Here is a 15803-nt window from a genome sequence, read left to right as displayed (position 1 = left end):
ACGGCACAAGGGTGCTCGACCACACCAGGAGGCAAAGTGAACGGCGATCGGGACGAGATCCGCGGCCGATGGGACGTGCCCGTCGACGAGTCGTCCGACGCAGAACCCGCAGAGATGACGGGTGAGTTCACCATCGACTACACCCCTCCCGCCTGGTACACGCAGAACGCGGCGGGGGACGCGTCGGGGGGCGCCGGCTCGCATCTGGCGCCGCCGCCCCCGACCGGCCCGCCCCTGGACGCGCCCGGCCTGCCCGCTCCGGGCGTGCTCGGACCCGACTGGACGGCCGCGCCGCCGGCCACCGCCGAACCGGCCGCCGATGACTCCGACCGCGCCGGCGCGTCCGGCGACTCCGGCTCGTTCGGCGGCGGTGACGTGGAGAGCGGCGCCACCATGCGGTTCTCGCCCGACGCGCTGCGGCGGGAGATCGCGGAGCGCGATGCGGCGGCCCGGCTGGACGGTGCGGGCGCGAGCGACGACGACGTGGCGGACCCCGCCGGACCCGACGCGTCCGGTGCCGGCGCGGAAGCCGGGGCCGGGCTCCCCGCCCGCACGGAGACGGACGGCGCGGACGCCACCGGCGCGGACGCCGACCGGGAGGAGCCCGCGGGCGACGACGCGTCCGAGGAGGCCGAGCCCCCCGCCGACGACGCGGACGCGCTCCGGCCGGATGCCGTGCCGCCGGCCGCCCCGGACGTCCCGCAGGCCGCGGCGGCGTCCGCGCCCTGGTCCCCGCCCGCCCAGGGCGGCGCGCTGCCGCCGCTGCCGCCCGCCTTCCAGCCGGCGGCCCCGCACGCCGCCGCACAGTGGCCCGCCGCACAGTGGCCCGCCGGGACGGCCGGCCAGGGTCCGGGCGGTTACGGCTTCCCGTACGCCCAGGCCCCCGAGCAGCCCCCGGCCCCCCAGCACCAGGCCCCGCAGCCCCACCCCTACCCGGCCCACCCCGGCCAGGGCGCGCCGCTGCCGCCGCAGGGCGCGGGGGTCCACGGCTTCCCGCCGGTCCACCCGGACCAGGCCCGGCCGGGACCGACTCCCCCGCAGCCGGGCCAGGCCGCGCCGTACGCGCACGCGCCGTACCCCGCCCAGGGAGCGCCGCGGCAGCCCGCCCCGGCCGGGCCGTACCAGCCGCCCCACCTCCCCGCCCAGCAGCAGGGCGGGCCCGGCGCGCCGCAGCACCCCGTCGATCCGCGCACGGGCGGGTCCTGGCCCAGCCCGGTCGCGCACGACCAGCGCGAGCGTTCGGTGCCGGGCGCGCCGCTCGGGTACACGGCCGCCGTCGAGCTCTCCTCCGACCGGCTGGTGCGGGGCAAGCAGAAGGCCAGGAGCAGCCGCACCCCCTCGGCGGCCTCCCGGTTCAAGCTGGGCGGCAAGAGGGAGGAGATGGAGCGGCAGCGCCGGCTGGAGCTGATCCGCACCCCGGTGCTCTCCTGCTACCGGATCGCCGTCATCAGCCTCAAGGGGGGCGTCGGCAAGACCACCACGACGACCGCGCTGGGCTCGACGCTGGCCACCGAGCGGCAGGACAAGATCCTCGCCATCGACGCCAACCCGGACGCGGGCACGCTGGGCCGCCGGGTGCGGCGCGAGACCGGGGCCACCATCCGCGACCTGGTCCAGGCGATCCCGTACCTCAACTCGTACATGGACATCCGGCGGTTCACCTCGCAGGCGCCCTCCGGGCTGGAGATCATCGCCAACGACGTGGACCCGGCGGTCTCGACGACGTTCAACGACGAGGACTACCGGCGCGCGATCGACGTGCTCGGCAAGCAGTACCCGATCATCCTCACCGACTCGGGCACCGGGCTGCTCTACAGCGCGATGCGCGGGGTGCTCGACCTCGCCGACCAGTTGATCATCATCTCGACCCCGTCGGTCGACGGCGCGTCGAGCGCCTCCACCACGCTGGACTGGCTGTCGGCGCACGGGTACGCGGACCTGGTGCAGCGTTCGCTGACCGTCATCTCCGGGGTCCGCGAGACCGGCAAGATGATCAAGGTCGACGACATCGTGCAGCACTTCGAGACGCGGTGCCGGGGCGTCGTGGTGATCCCGTTCGACGAGCATCTGGCGGCGGGCGCGGAGGTCGACCTCGACATGCTGCGGCCCAAGACCCGCGAGGCGTACTTCCACCTCTCGGCACTGGTCGCCGAGGACTTCGCGCGGGCCCAGCAGCAGCAGGGGCTGTGGACCTCCGACGGGCAGAACCCGCCGCCGCAGTACGCCCCGCCGATGCCCGGCCACCAGGGCCACCCGGTCCCCGGACAGCAGCCGTACGCGCCGCAGCAGCCCGGTCCCGGCCAGCCCTATCCGCCGCAGCACCCCGGACAGCAGCCCTACCCCCAGCAGCCCTACGGCGGACAGCCGCCGTACGGGGGATATCAGGCGGCCGGTCAGCCGGGCGTCCCGCCACAGTCCCACGCCCCGCGGCCCGCGCCCGGCGGCCCGGGCGACGGGTGGCAGCAGGCGCCCGTCCCGCCGGGGCCGGCCGGTGGGCCGGAGGCCGGCGCGGAGTGGTCCGAGCAGCGGGGCGGGCCGGCCGACCCGGCGGGACGGCCCGGTCCGCCGGGCCCGATGCCTCCCGCGGGCGGCCCGCAGACGCCTCCGCGACCGCCGTCGCCGCCTCGGCAGTGAGGCCGGGGGAACACAGGCCCGGAAGGGCCCGTACCGCTCGCGCGGTGCGGGCCCTTCCGCCGTTCTCGGAGCGCACACGCGGCGTCACAGACCGTTGACGCGGCTCGGCCACCGCTGATAGACCTTCGCATCATCGTCTGGCGAACATGAGATCTACCCGCCTTCTCCCAGCGAGTGATGACGCGAGGTCCCGTTCATGGTCACTAGAGTCCCCACCCGCTCCCTCCGGCCGCGGCGGCTGCGCCTCCTGTCGGCCTCCGGCGCGGTCGCCCTGGCGCTCGTCGCCGGGTCCGCCGTGCCGGGGAACCCGTTCGCGCCGGAGCCCGCCGAGGCCCGCGCCGACGAGGGGCGGACGACGCTCACCGTCGCCGTCGCGCAGAGCGTCGACTCGCTCAGCCCGTTCCTCGCGCAGCGGCTGGTCAGCACGTCCGTCCTCCGGCTGATGTACGACTACCTGACCAACTACGACGTCGAGGACAGCCGCGCGATTCCGGGCCTGGCCACGCGGTGGGAGCCGTCCGCGGACAAGCTGACCTGGACGTACACGATCCGGACGGATTCGCGCTGGTCCGACGGGCGGCCGGTGACCGCCGAGGACGCGGCCTGGACGTTCAACAAGATCATGGCGGACGAGGGGGCCGCGACCGCCAACGGCAGCTTCGTCGGCAACTTCGCGAAGGTGACCGCGACCGGCGCGGACAAGCTGGTCGTCCGGTTGAAGCAGCCGCAGGCCACGATGGCCGCCCTCGACGTGCCGATCGTCCCCCGCCACGTCTGGGAGAAGGTCGGCGACTTCTCGAAGTTCAACAACGACCAGGAGTTCCCCGTCGTCGGGAACGGCCCGTTCATCCTGACGGACTACAAGGTCGACAGCTTCGTGAAGCTCAAGGCCAACAAGGACTTCTGGCGCGGCGCGCCCAAGTTCGACGAGCTCGTCTTCCGCTACTACAAGGACCAGGACGCGGCCGTCGCCGCCCTGCGCAAGGGCGAGGTGTCCTTCGTCGCGGGCAGCCCGAGCCTCACCCCCGCCCAGGCCGCCTCGCTGGAGGACGCCCCGGACATCGAGGTGAACGACGCGCCGGGACGGCGCTTCTTCGCGCTCGCCGTCAACCCCGGCGCCCGCACCAAGGACGGCAGGAGGTTCGGCGACGGCCACCCGGCGCTGCTGGACCGCAGGGTGCGGCACGCGCTGTTCATGGCGGTGGACCGGAAGGCCGTCGTCGACAAGGTCTTCCGGGGCCACGCCGTCGAAGGCGAGGGGTACATCCCGCCGCGCTTCGCCGACTACTTCTGGAAGCCCTCCGCCCGCCAGCGGCTCGCCCACGACCCGGCGAAGGCCGCCGCCCTCCTGGACCAGGCCGGATACCGGAAGAACGGCAGCGGCAAGCGCGTCGGCAAGGACGGCAGGCCGCTCGACCTCCGCATCCTGTGCCACGCCACCGACCCCAACGACAAGGCGGTCGGCAAGTACCTCCAGGAATGGTGGGGCGACCTGGGCATCGGCCTGGAGGTCGAGTGCCTCGACAACGTCTCCGACCCCTGGTACGCCGGGGAGTACGACCTCGCCTTCGACGGCTGGTCCGTCAACCCCGACCCCGACTTCGTCCTGTCGATCCACACCTGCGCCGCGCTGCCGAGCAGGCCGAAGGAGACGGCCGCGACCGACAACTTCATCTGCGACGAGGAGTACGACGGGCTGTACGCGAGGCAACTGGCCGAGTACGACCCCGCCAAGCGGGCGGATCTGGTGCGCCGACTGGAGTCGCGGCTGTACGACACCGGGTACATGAACGTCATGGCGTATCCGAATGCCGTCGAGGCCTACCGCACCGACCACATCGCCTCCATCACCACCATGCCGTCGGCCGCGGGGAACATCTGGGGCCAGGACGGCTACTGGAGCTGGTGGTCGGCCGTCCCGGCGGACGGGGCCTCCTCCTCGGCCTCCTCCGACTCCGCGAGCTCCACCGGGGTGCTGGTCGGGATCGGCGTCGCCGCCGTCGTCCTCGCCGGCGGCGGGCTCCTGTTCGCCCGGCGGCGCCGCGCCACAGCGGAAGACCGCGAGTAGCCCATGAGCATCGAGAGCACTCCCGCGCCCCGCGCGGACGGGGCGGGCGCGGACGGCGCGGAACCGGGCGGCCCGGTCCCGGCCGGTGCGCCGGCCCGCGGCCCGCGCTCCCGTACGACGGCCGCGTACGCCCGCTACACCGCGGGCAAGCTCGCCGGCGCGGCCGTCTCCCTCTTCGCCGTCCTCGTCACCAGCTTCTTCCTCTTCCGGCTGATCCCCGGCGACCCGGTCAAGCAGATGACCGGCGGCCGCCAGGTGTCGACCGAGCAGATCGCGGCGATGCGCCGCGAGTTCGGCCTCGACCTGCCGCTGTGGCAGCAGTTCACCCAGTACTGCGGCAAGGCGCTGACCGGCGACTTCGGTACGTCGTACCAGTTCCGCGCCCCCGTGGTCGACAAGATCGCCGAGGCGCTGCCCGCCACCCTGCTGCTCACCGGCACCGCCTTCGTCCTCTACACGCTGCTCGGGATCTGGCTGGGCGCGCGGTCGGCCTGGCGCCACGGCTCCACCGGGGACCGGGTCGGCACCGCGCTCGCGCTCACGCTGTACTCGGTGCCCTCGTTCTGGCTCGGCCTGCTCCTCATCATCACGCTGTCCGTGGGCGTCGGCCCGATCCCCGGCCTCTTCCCGACCGGCGGCATGGAGTCCGGCACCACGACCGGCTTCGACCGGGCCCTGGACATCGCCCACCACCTCGTGCTGCCCGTCGTGACGCTCGTCGCCGTGGAGTACGCGCGCACCCTGCTGGTGATGCGCTCCTCCCTGCTGGACGAGATGGGCGGCGACTACCTGACGACGGCCCGCGCCAAGGGGCTGCGCGACGATCTCGTACGCCGCCGGCACGCCGTGCCCAACGCGATGCTGCCGACCGTGACCCTGATCTTCGTGAACCTCGGCACGACGGTCGCGGGGGCGATCCTGGTGGAGACGGTGTTCTCCTGGCCGGGGCTCGGGGGCCTGTTCTACCAGGCGCTGAGCGTGCCCGACCTGCCGCTGGTGCAGGCCCTGTTCTTCGTGTTCGCCTCCGCGGTGATCCTGGTGAACACGCTCGCCGACGTGATCTATCCGCTGCTCGATCCACGGGTGGGCCGATGACGACCTCCACCGAGACGCCCGATCCGCCCAAGGAGCCCGAGACGGGGAGGCCCGCTGCCGCGGAGTCCGCCGTCCGGCCGCCGGGCTCCGCGGGGCCCGTCGGCCCGCGGGCCCTCGCCCGGGCCCGGCGGCGCGGGGCCGCGCTCCGCTTCTGGCGGCAGTACCGCACGCACCGGGCCGGACTCGCCGGCCTCGCCGTGCTCGTGGTGATCGCCCTGCTGGCGCTCGCCGCCCCGCTGCTGGTGGGAGCCGACGCGCGCAGCGTCACCGGCGCGCAGGGCTCCCCGCTGGAGGCCCCCAGCGGCGACTACCCCCTCGGGACCGACCAGTTCGGGCGCAGCCTGCTCGCCCTGATGCTCTGGGGCACCCGCGTCTCGCTGACCGTGGGACTGCTCGCCGCGTTCCTGTCGGTGGCCATCGGCACCCTGGTCGGCATCACCGCCGGCCACTTCAAGGGGTGGTACGCCACCGTCGCCATGCGGATCACGGACTGGTTCCTGGTGATGCCCACGCTGGTGCTGGCCATCGCGCTGGCCACCGTGTTGTCGCGGTCGGTGTGGACGACGGTCCTGGCGATCGGCGTCACGACCTGGCCGACGACCGCCCGCCTGGTGCGGGCCCAGACGCTCGCCGTCGAGTCCCGCCCGTACATCGAGCGGGCGCGGGCGCTCGGCGGCGGGCACCGGCACATCATGTCCCGGCACGTGCTGCCCAACGTGATGCCGCTGGTGCTCGCCCAGACCACGCTGGTGATCTCCACCGCCATCCTCACCGAAGCGACCCTCGCCTTCCTCGGGCTCAGCGACCCCACCGTCGTCTCCTGGGGCGGGCTGCTCCAGGACGCCCGCGAGGCCGGCGCGGTCAGCTCCGGCAAGTGGTGGTACCTCGCCCCGCCCGGACTCGCCATCGCAGCGGTCGCCCTCGCCTTCACGCTGTGCGGCCGGGCGATCGAAGCCGTGCTCAACCCCAGACTGGGAGCGTCCCGTTGACCGCCACGACGAGCACGACCGCCTCCCGCGGCCCCACCGGGCCGGTCGGCGACCCGCCCCTCCTGGAGGTGCGGGACCTGCGGGTCGTCTACGGCGACGGGGACGGCGCCGTCCCCGCCGTGCGGGGCGTCGACCTGCGGGTCGAGGCCGGGCAGAAGCTCGGCATCGCCGGGGAGTCCGGCTGCGGGAAGTCGACGCTGGCCCTCGCGCTGCTGCGGCTGCTGCCCGCGACCGCGCGTCTGTCCGGCGAGATCCTGCTGGACGGCGAGGACGTCCTCGCCATGAAGTGGGGGCGGCTGCGCGCCGTGCGCTGGGCGGGGGCGTCGATCGTCTTCCAGGGCGCGATGCACTCGCTCAACGCGGTCCACCGGATCGGGGACCAGATCGCCGAACCGATCCTGCTCCACAGCGCGGCCTCCCCCGCCGCCGCCCGCACCCGCGCCGGCGAACTGCTGGAGCGGGTCGGGCTGCCCGCCGCCCGTGCGCGGGCGTACCCCCACGAGCTGTCCGGCGGGCAGCGCCAGCGGGTGATGATCGCCATGGCGCTGGCCTGCGACCCCCGGCTGATCGTGGCGGACGAGCCGACGACCGCGCTCGACGTGATGATCCAGGCGCAGATCCTGCGCCTGATCGAGCGGTCGGTCGCCGACCACGGCGTCGGGCTGATCATGATCAGCCACGATCTGGCGGTGCTCGCGGAGACCTGCGACCGGCTCTCGGTGATGTACGCGGGCCGCGTCGTCGAGGAGGGCCCCGCCCGGCTGGTGTACCGGAGCGCCCGACACCCGTACGCCCGTGCGCTCTCCGCCGCCTTCCCGAGGATCGGGGACCCCGCCTCCCGGCACGCCCCGCGCGGGCTGCCCGGCGATCCGCCGGACCCGGCGGCGCTGCCGGGGGGCTGTGCGTTCCACCCCCGGTGCCCGGTGGCGCGGGGCACGTGCGCGACCGAGGACCAGGCGCTGCGGGACGCCGGCGAGGGGCGGCGGGCCGCCTGCGTGCTGGTGGAGGCCGGCGGCGCGCCCGCCGCGGACGACACGGAGGGCACGCCATGAGCACGATCCCGGTGGTCGGCACCGCGCCCCTGCTCAGCGCCGAGGCGCTGGAGGTCGCCTTCCCCGGCCGGCGCGGGGCCGCCCCCGCCCGCGCGGTGGACGGCGTCGACCTCGCCATCCGGCCCGGCGAGATCGTCGCGCTGGTCGGTGAGTCGGGGTGCGGCAAGACGACGCTGGCCCGGACGCTGCTCGGCCTCGTCCCGCCCACCTCCGGGCGGGTCGTCTTCGGCGGGAAGCCGCTCGCGTACACCGGCCGCGCCCTCAAGGCGTACCGCAAGCGGGTGCAACTGGTCCTCCAGGACCCCAGCGGCTCCCTCAACCCCCGGCACACCGTGTACGAAGCGGTGGCCGAGGGGCTGCGCATCCACGGGTACGCCGGGGACGAGCCGGCGGCCGTCTCCCGCGCCCTGGCGCGGGCGGGGCTGCGTCCGCCGGAACGATTCCTCCTGCGCTACCCGCACGAGCTGTCGGGCGGTCAGCGCCAACGCGTCGTGATCGCCGGGGCGCTGGTGCTGGAGCCGGAGCTGATCGTGGCCGACGAGCCGGTGGCCTCGCTGGACGCGTCGGTGCGGGGCGAGATCCTGGCGCTCCTGCTGCGGCTCCGCGACGAGTCGGGGCTCTCCGCGCTGGTGGTCACCCACGACCTGGGGCTCGCCTGGAACATCGCGGACCGGGTGGCGGTGATGTACCTCGGCCGGATCGTCGAGTCGGGGCCGGTCGAGCGCCTGCTCACCGCCCCCCGGCACCCGTACACGCGGGCCCTGCTCTCCGTCCTCCCGGAGGCACGGGAGGAGCCGGTCGTGCTGGCCGGGGAGCCGCCGGACCCCTCGGACGTGCCGTCCGGCTGCCGGTTCCACCTCCGCTGCCAGGTCCTCGCCTCGGGCGGGGCGGAGCGGGCGGGGGTGGCCGGGGCGTGCCGGAGCGTGGACCTCCCGGTGCTGGACGGGGGGCCGCGGGCCCAGGTCGCGTGCCACTGGGCGGCGGCGCGCGGTGACGGGGCCCCGGACTGAGGGCCGTGCGTCAGCGCGTGCGGTCGTACGCCGCGATCAGCTCGCCGGAGCGCTTCACGTCGGCGGCCATCGCCACCAGCAGGTCGTCGACGGAGGCGAACGCCGCCATGCCGCGGACGTAGGCGAGGAAGTCCACGGCCACGTGCAGCCCGTACAGGTCCAGGTCGACCCGGTCGATGGCGTACGCCTCGACGGTGCGCTCGGTGCCGTTGAACTGGGGGTTGGAGCCCACGGAGATGGCGGCGGGCATCGACTCGCCGTTCGCCTCCAGCCAGCCGGCGTAGACGCCGTCGGCGGGGATCGCGGTGTGCGGGAGGGTCTCGACGTTGGCCGTCGGGTAGCCCAGCTCGCGGCCGCGCTGCGCGCCGCGCACGACGATGCCCTCGACCCGGTGCGGGCGGCCGAGGATCTCGGCCGCGCCGGCGACGTCGCCCTCGGCGACCAGCCGGCGGGTGAGAGTGGAGGAGAACGGCTCCCCGCCGCCCGCCTCGCCGCACACGAAGAGGTCCACGACCTCGACGGTGTAGTCGTACTCGGCGCCCAGCTCGGTCAGCAGGGCGACGTTCCCGGCGGCCCTGTGGCCGAAGCGGAAGTTGGGGCCCTCGATGACGGCCCGCGCGTGCAGCCGGTCCACCAGGACCTTCGCGATGAAGGCGGTGGGCGAGAGCTGGGAGAACTCGGTGGTGAACGGCAGGATCAGCACCGCGTCCACGCCCAGTTCCGCCATCAGCTCGGCGCGGCGGTGGTGGGGGGCGAGCAGCGGGGGGTGGCTGCCGGGGCGGACGACCTCGCTGGGGTGCGGGTCGAAGGTCACGACGACGGCCGGGACGCCCAGTTCGCGGGCGCGCTCCACCGCCCGGCCGATGATGAGCTGGTGCCCGCGGTGCACCCCGTCGTAGGAGCCGATGGTGACGACGCTGCGTCCCCAGTCCTCGGGGATGTCCTCCAAGCCACGCCAGCGCTGCACTGTGACCGCTCCTCGCCCGAACCTGTGTACGTGTGTATGTCGATTACGCAGGTCTAAGACTGCCATGCTCACGTCCCGCGGCCCGCATCGGCACCGCCCCGGCCGGGCGCGGCCCGTCCAGCGCCTCGATCGCGCGCCGGACGTTCGGACCGGCGACCGCCGCCCGCACGTCGGGACGCCGGCCGGCCGGCGGAGGAGGAGGGCGGCGCATCCGGGATCGCTCCGGGCCGCATCGACCAGGCAGCGGTCGAAGCGGGCGGCGCCGTCCGGGGTGCGGACGAGCGCCGAGCCGTCGCGGTGGAGCGTCCGCGTACGCACCCTCGGAGGCGGCGGCGTCGCGCCGCAGCAGGGCGTCCAGGACGCCGTCCGCGCCGCGCGGCGTCCGTGCACGGCGATGTCGACGCAGCCCGCGGGCGGGGCCCCGTCCCGTACGGAGGCGGGCGGCGGCTCCACGGCCGGGGCGTCGGGGCGCGGCAGGGCGAGGCCCGGCGCGGTGATGTCGCCGGGCACCACGAGCCGGGTGCGGCCGCCGACTCCGCGGAGGAGGAACGGTCCGGAGCGGTGACGACCGTGCCCCGGTCGTCCGCGAAGAAGCCCGTGCCGCGCGGCCGGCCGACCTGGTCGCGGACCGCCGCCCGCATCGACCGGTCCCCGCTGCCCCTGGGCCGCCGGTGATCCCCCGGACCCGCACGGAGGGATATGCGCCCTCCGCGCCCCCGGCTTCACCCCGAGCGCCCGTCCAACGGGGTGAAGGGGCGTGTCGCGGTGGAAAGAGATGGGCCGGGGAGGGGCCGCGGAGCGGGCGCCAGGGGGGCGGGCGCCCGCTCCGCTCGCGGCACGGGGGCCGTCTCGGCGGGGAGGGGAGCGGTCAGGCGAAGACGGCCAGGCTCCTGGCCTTGCCCTTCTCCTCCTCGACGAGCACGAGGAACGTGCCGTCCGGCCCGAAGACCGCGACCGGCCCCGGCGGGTACGCCGGCATGTCGAGCCGTACGCCGTTGAGGAGCAGCTTGGCGCGCCGGTCGTCCACGTCCCAGCGGGGGAACGCGGCGGCGGCCGCCTCGGCGACCGGCATCACGGTCAGCGACTCCTGGTGGGCCTCCAGCGTCCGGGCGGCGTCCAGTCCGTACGGCCCGACCCGGGTGCGGCGCAGCGCGGTGAGGTGGCCGCCGACGCCCAGCCCGGCGCCGAGGTCCCGCGCGAGGGCGCGGATGTAGGTGCCCGAGGAGCAGACGACGGAGACGACCAGGTCCGTGACCGGGGTGCCGTCCTCGGCGACGGCCGCGCGGACGTCGTGGACGCGGAAGGCGGAGACGGTCACCGGGCGGGCCGGGATCTCGAACTCCTCGCCGCCGCGCACCCGCGCGTACGACCGCTTGCCGTCGATCTTGATGGCGCTGACCTTGGACGGCACCTGCATGATGGGCCCGGTCAGGGCGGCCACCCCCGCGTCGACGGCCTCGCGGGTCACGCCGGAGGCGTCGGTGGACGAGGTGGTCTCGCCCTCGGCGTCGTCGGTGACGGTGTCCTGGCCGAGCCGGATCGTGCCCAGGTACTCCTTCTCGGTGAGCGCGAGGTGGCCCAGCAGCTTGGTGGCCCGCTGCACGCCGAGGACGAGGACCCCGGTCGCCATCGGGTCCAGGGTGCCGGCGTGGCCGACGCGCCGGGTGCGGGCGATGCCGCGCATCTTGGCGACGACGTCGTGCGAAGTGAAGCCGGACGGCTTGTCGACGATGACAAGGCCGTCCGGCGTCGTGGTCTGCTCGGTCATGCGGAGGCCGGGCCCTCGTTCTTCTCGGAGGGGCCCTCGGCGTCGTCGTCCTCGTCCTCGGGCTTGCGGTACGGGTCGGCGTCGCCGGCGTAGCTCGCACCCGTGGACACCTGGCGCACCTCCGCGTCCTTGGCCCGCGCCTTGTCGAGGAGGTCCTCGATGGTGCGGGCGTTGTCCGGGAGGGCGTCGGGCACGAAGGCCAGGGACGGCGTGAACCGGACCCCGGTCTGCCGCCCGACCTCGGAGCGCAGGACGCCCTTGGCGCTCTCCAGCGCGGCGGCGGAGGCCGCGCGCTCCTCGTCGTCGCCGTAGACCGTGTAGAAGACCGTGGCCTCCCGCAGGTCGCCGGTGACGCGGGCGTCCGTGATCGTCACGAATCCCAGTCGCGGATCCTTGATTCGCCGGTCCAGGGTCTCCGCGACCACGACCTGGATGCGATCGGCCAGCTTGCGGGCCCGCGCGTTGTCGGTCACCGGTCCGTCCCTCTTCCTTCTGGTTCTCGCTTGCGTGTCAGTCTTCGTCAGTGTGCAGCCGCCGTCTCACCGACAGCAGCTCCACCTCGGGACGCGCGGCGACCAGCCGCTCGCACCGGTCCAGCACGTCCGAGAGGTGTCCGGTGTCACCGGAGACCACGGCAAGGCCGATCTCGGCCCTGCGGTGGAGATCCTGCCCGCCGGTCTCGGCCGCGCTCACCGCGTACTTGCGCTGGAGCTCGGCGACGATCGGGCGGACGACGGAACGCTTCTCCTTCAACGACCGTACGTCGCCGAGAAGCAGATCGAAGGACAGTGTCCCCACGTACATGTGTGTCCGGATGTCCCGCCGGTTCGGGTTCGCGCCCCGCCGGAGCTTGCCGGGGACATCAGAACCGTACCGGAACGGCCGGGGCCGATCGACGGAAATACGACCCGTCGACCGGCCCCGACCGTGGTGGAGGGGCCGGGGGCGGACCCCCGGCCTCACCTGCGGATCAGCCGCGAGGCTTCTCGCGCATCTCGTACGTCGCGATGACGTCGTCGATCTTGATGTCGTTGAAGTTCCCGAGGTTGATACCGCCCTCGAAGCCTTCGCGGATCTCGGTGACGTCGTCCTTGAAGCGGCGCAGTCCGGAGATGTTGAGGTTCTCCGCGATGACCTTGCCGTCGCGCAGCAGGCGCGCCTTGGTGTTGCGCTTGACCTCGCCGGAGCGGACCAGCACACCGGCGATGTTGCCCAGCTTGGACGAGCGGAAGATCTCGCGGATCTCCGCCGTGCCCAGCTCGACCTCTTCGTACTCCGGCTTGAGCATCCCCTTGAGGGCCGCTTCGATCTCTTCGATCGCCTGGTAGATGACCGAGTAGTACCGGACGTCCACGCCTTCGCGCTCGGCCATCTGCTCGGCGCGCCCGGCGGCGCGCACGTTGAAGCCGATCACGATGGCGTCGGAGCCGGTCGCCAGGTTGATGTCCGACTCGGTGACCGCACCCACACCGCGGTGCAGGACCCGGATGTCGACCTCTTCACCGACGTCGAGCTGGAGCAGCGAGGACTCGAGAGCCTCCACCGAACCGGACGCGTCGCCCTTGATGATGAGGTTGAGCTCCTGGACCAGACCGGCCTTGAGCGCCTCGTCCAGGTTCTCCAGGGAGAACCGGACGCCCTTGCGGGCGAAGTTGGCGTTGCGCTCACGGGCGGCACGCTTCTCGGCGATCTGACGGGCCGTACGGTCCTCGTCGACGACCAGGAAGTTGTCGCCGGCGCCCGGCACGTTGGTGAGACCGAGCACCAGGACGGGGGTCGAGGGACCCGCTTCCTGGACGTTGTTGCCCGTGTCGTCGAGCATCGCCCGGACCCGGCCGTACGCGTCGCCGACGACCATCGTGTCGCCGATGCGCAGCGTGCCGCGCTGGACGAGGACGGTCGAGACCGCACCGCGGCCGCGGTCGAGGTGGGACTCGATCGCGATGCCCTGCGCGTCCTGGTCGGGGTTGGCCCGCAGGTCGAGCGAGGCGTCGGCGGTGAGGACGACGGCCTCCAGGAGGGCCTCGATGTTGAGGCCCTGCTTGGCGGAGATGTCGACGAACATGGTGTCGCCGCCGTACTCCTCGGCCACCAGACCGAACTCGGTGAGCTGGCCGCGCACCTTGGTCGGGTCGGCGCCCTCGACGTCGATCTTGTTGACCGCGACCACGATCGGCACGTCGGCCGCCTTGGCGTGGTTCAGCGCCTCGATCGTCTGGGGCATCACACCGTCGTTGGCCGCCACCACGAGGATCGCGATGTCGGTCGACTTCGCACCGCGGGCACGCATGGCGGTGAACGCCTCGTGACCGGGTGTGTCGATGAAGGTGATCTTGCGGTCCTCGCCGTTGACCTCGGAGGAGACCTGGTAGGCGCCGATGTGCTGTGTGATGCCGCCGGCCTCGCCCGCGACGACGTTCGTCTTGCGGATCGCGTCCAGCAGCCGGGTCTTTCCGTGGTCGACGTGACCCATGACGGTCACCACCGGCGGACGCGAGACCAGGGCCTCTTCGCCGCCCTCGTCCTCGCCGAACTCGATGTCGAAGGACTCCAGCAGCTCGCGGTCCTCCTCCTCGGGGCTGACGATCTCCAGGACGTAGTTCATCTCTTCGGCGAGGAGCCGGAGCGTCTCGTCCGAGACGGACTGCGTGGCGGTGACCATCTCGCCGAGGTTCATCATCACGGCGACGAGCGACGCCGGGTTGGCGTTGATCTTCTCCGCGAAGTCGGTGAGCGAGGCGCCGCGCGACAGCCGGACGGCCTGTCCGTTGCCGCGGGGCAGCATGACGCCGCCGACCGACGGGGCCTGCATGGCCTCGTACTCCTGGCGCCTCTGCCGCTTCGACTTGCGACCGCGACGCGCCGGGCCGCCGGGACGGCCGAACGCACCCTGCGTGCCACCGCGGCCACCGGGGCCGCCGGGGCGACCGCCGAAGCCGGGACGGCCGCCGAAGCCGCCGCCGCCACCGGGACGACCGGCACCGCCGCCGCCACCGCCGGGACCGGCCGGACGGCCGGCGAAGCCGCCGCCGCCACCACCGGGACGGCCGGCGAAGCCGCCGCCACCGCCGCCGGGACGACCGGCGCCGCCACCGGGACGACCCGCGCCGGCGCCGGGACCGCGGCCGCCGCCGGGGCCACCGCCGGGACGCGGGCCCGCGGCGGGACGCTGCGGCATCATGCCCGGGTTCGGGCGGTTGCCGGCGGGACCGCCGCCGGGACGCGGAGCCTGCGGACGGGGCATACCGCTCGGAGCGGGACGCGCACCGCCCTGGCCCTGGCCGCCCTGCGGACGCGGGGCGCCGCCGGGGCCGCTGCCCTGCGGACGCGGGGCGCCGGGGCGCTCCGAACCGCCGCCGGGGCGCGGGGCGCCGCCGGGACGGGGCGCCGAGGGGCGCGCCATGCCGGTGGAACCGCCGGAGGTGAAGGGGTTGTTGCCCGGACGGGGACCGGCCGGACGGGCGCCGGGGCGCGGTGCGCCCTGGCCCGCGGGACGGGCGGGGCGGTCGCCGCCGCGCTCGCCGCCGCGGCCGCCGTCGCGCTGGCCGCCGGCCGGGGCCGGACGGGCGGAGCCGCCGGTGGGACGGGGGCCCGGAGTGGCTCCCGCGGGACGCGGGGCCTGGGGCTGCTGGGGGGCGGCCGGCTGGGCCGGCGCCGGGGCCGAGAACTCGGCGGCCGGGACCGGGGTCACCGGGGCCGCCTTCGGCGCGGGCTTCGGACCCGGCCGGGGGCCCGCCGACGGCGCGGAGGGCGCTGCCGGGGTGCTGCTCGCGGGGGCCTCGGACGCGGCCGGCTTGGGGGCCGGGGCGCCGGGCTTCGGGGCAGCGGGACGTGCCGAGGCGGCCGGGGAGGGCGCCGCGGGCTTGGCAGGCGTCGCCTTGCGGGGCGCGCCAGGCTTCGCAGCGGGCTTGCCAGCGTTGCCGCCGGGCCCCTGCAGTGCGTCGGTCAACTTGCGTACAACCGGCGCCTCGATCGTCGAGGACGCCGAACGGACGAACTCACCGAGTTCTTGGAGCTTGGCCATGACGACCTTGCTCTCCACTCCGAACTCCTTGGCGAGTTCGTATACCCGGACCTTAGCCACTTCGCTCCTTTGAGGTCCGGGTTACCGCCGGACCGTCGCTACTTCATGGGCGTACTCATCGCGTACTCATCGAGTGCTCATCGCAATCTCGACCTACTTCCAACTCGCGAGGTACCTGACCGCACGGGGTCCCGTG

At 74.4% G+C, this 15803-nt stretch carries 11 protein-coding genes; 6 read left to right on the top strand and 5 right to left on the bottom strand.

All coding sequences use genetic code 11. The features are described from left to right. Nucleotides 1–36 precede the first annotated feature (36 nt). The 6 genes from ACZ6EJ_RS18060 (at nt 37) to ACZ6EJ_RS18035 (ending at nt 8848) form a co-directional block, all read left to right on the top strand. The gene (locus tag ACZ6EJ_RS18060; RefSeq protein ID WP_469268177.1) at nt 37–2634 is read left to right on the top strand and encodes an SCO5717 family growth-regulating ATPase; all 2598 of its coding nucleotides are present in this window, start codon (nt 37–39) and stop codon (nt 2632–2634) included. A 196-nt stretch (nt 2635–2830) separates the two neighbouring features. Beyond that, complete coding sequence (locus ACZ6EJ_RS18055; protein WP_469268175.1) at nt 2831–4702, top strand: ABC transporter substrate-binding protein; 1872 nt, start codon at nt 2831–2833, stop codon at nt 4700–4702. Nucleotides 4703–4705: 3 nt separating this feature from the next. Further along, nucleotides 4706–5797: an ABC transporter permease gene (locus tag ACZ6EJ_RS18050; RefSeq protein WP_469268173.1), complete on the top strand. Its 1092-nt coding sequence runs from the start codon at nt 4706–4708 to the stop codon at nt 5795–5797. Beyond that, nucleotides 5794–6786 (top strand): ABC transporter permease, encoded by a 993-nt coding sequence (locus ACZ6EJ_RS18045; RefSeq protein WP_469268172.1) that lies wholly within the window; start codon nt 5794–5796, stop codon nt 6784–6786. Before ACZ6EJ_RS18050 ends, ACZ6EJ_RS18045 begins: the two co-directional genes overlap by 4 nt. Further along, the gene (locus ACZ6EJ_RS18040) at nt 6783–7838 is read left to right on the top strand and encodes an ABC transporter ATP-binding protein (RefSeq protein ID WP_469268170.1); all 1056 of its coding nucleotides are present in this window, start codon (nt 6783–6785) and stop codon (nt 7836–7838) included. The genes ACZ6EJ_RS18045 and ACZ6EJ_RS18040 overlap by 4 nt, the downstream gene beginning before the upstream one ends. Beyond that, nucleotides 7835–8848: an ABC transporter ATP-binding protein gene (locus tag ACZ6EJ_RS18035; RefSeq protein WP_469268168.1), complete on the top strand. Its 1014-nt coding sequence runs from the start codon at nt 7835–7837 to the stop codon at nt 8846–8848. The genes ACZ6EJ_RS18040 and ACZ6EJ_RS18035 overlap by 4 nt, the downstream gene beginning before the upstream one ends. A 10-nt stretch (nt 8849–8858) precedes the next feature. On the opposite strand, the gene ACZ6EJ_RS18030 is transcribed toward ACZ6EJ_RS18035, so the two are convergent. From ACZ6EJ_RS18030 to infB, 5 genes are all read right to left on the bottom strand, one after another. After that, entirely contained in the window at nt 8859–9815 is a 957-nt protein-coding gene (locus ACZ6EJ_RS18030; protein WP_469268167.1) for a bifunctional riboflavin kinase/FAD synthetase, read from the bottom strand. An 868-nt stretch (nt 9816–10683) separates the two neighbouring features. Beyond that, nucleotides 10684–11583: a tRNA pseudouridine(55) synthase TruB gene (truB, locus tag ACZ6EJ_RS18025; RefSeq protein ID WP_469268166.1), complete on the bottom strand. Its 900-nt coding sequence runs from the start codon at nt 11581–11583 to the stop codon at nt 10684–10686. After that, nucleotides 11580–12056, bottom strand: a complete 477-nt coding sequence (rbfA, locus tag ACZ6EJ_RS18020) for a 30S ribosome-binding factor RbfA (protein WP_469268164.1) — start codon at nt 12054–12056, stop codon at nt 11580–11582. The genes truB and rbfA overlap by 4 nt, the downstream gene beginning before the upstream one ends. Nucleotides 12057–12093: 37 nt before the next feature. Continuing rightward, nucleotides 12094–12387 carry a DUF503 domain-containing protein gene (locus ACZ6EJ_RS18015; RefSeq protein ID WP_469268163.1) on the bottom strand — a complete coding sequence of 98 codons (294 nt, stop codon included), beginning with the start codon at nt 12385–12387 and terminating at the stop codon, nt 12094–12096. 166 nt (nt 12388–12553) lie between these two features. Then, the gene (gene infB / locus ACZ6EJ_RS18010) at nt 12554–15667 is read right to left on the bottom strand and encodes a translation initiation factor IF-2 (protein ID WP_469268161.1); all 3114 of its coding nucleotides are present in this window, start codon (nt 15665–15667) and stop codon (nt 12554–12556) included. Between the last annotated feature and the right edge of the window lie 136 nt (nt 15668–15803).

The organism is Streptomyces sp. NPDC041970 (genome assembly GCF_055588985.1).
This window is presented reverse-complemented; position numbering and strand designations above follow the sequence as displayed.

Coding starts and splice junctions, on each gene's coding strand:
- truB (WP_469268166.1), bottom strand. CDS start 11,583: ATGACCGAGCAGACCACGACGCCGGACGGCCTTGTCATCGTCGACAAG.
- ACZ6EJ_RS18035 (WP_469268168.1), top strand. CDS start 7,835: ATGAGCACGATCCCGGTGGTCGGCACCGCGCCCCTGCTCAGCGCCGAG.
- ACZ6EJ_RS18055 (WP_469268175.1), top strand. CDS start 2,831: ATGGTCACTAGAGTCCCCACCCGCTCCCTCCGGCCGCGGCGGCTGCGC.
- ACZ6EJ_RS18045 (WP_469268172.1), top strand. CDS start 5,794: ATGACGACCTCCACCGAGACGCCCGATCCGCCCAAGGAGCCCGAGACG.
- ACZ6EJ_RS18015 (WP_469268163.1), bottom strand. CDS start 12,387: ATGTACGTGGGGACACTGTCCTTCGATCTGCTTCTCGGCGACGTACGG.
- ACZ6EJ_RS18050 (WP_469268173.1), top strand. CDS start 4,706: ATGAGCATCGAGAGCACTCCCGCGCCCCGCGCGGACGGGGCGGGCGCG.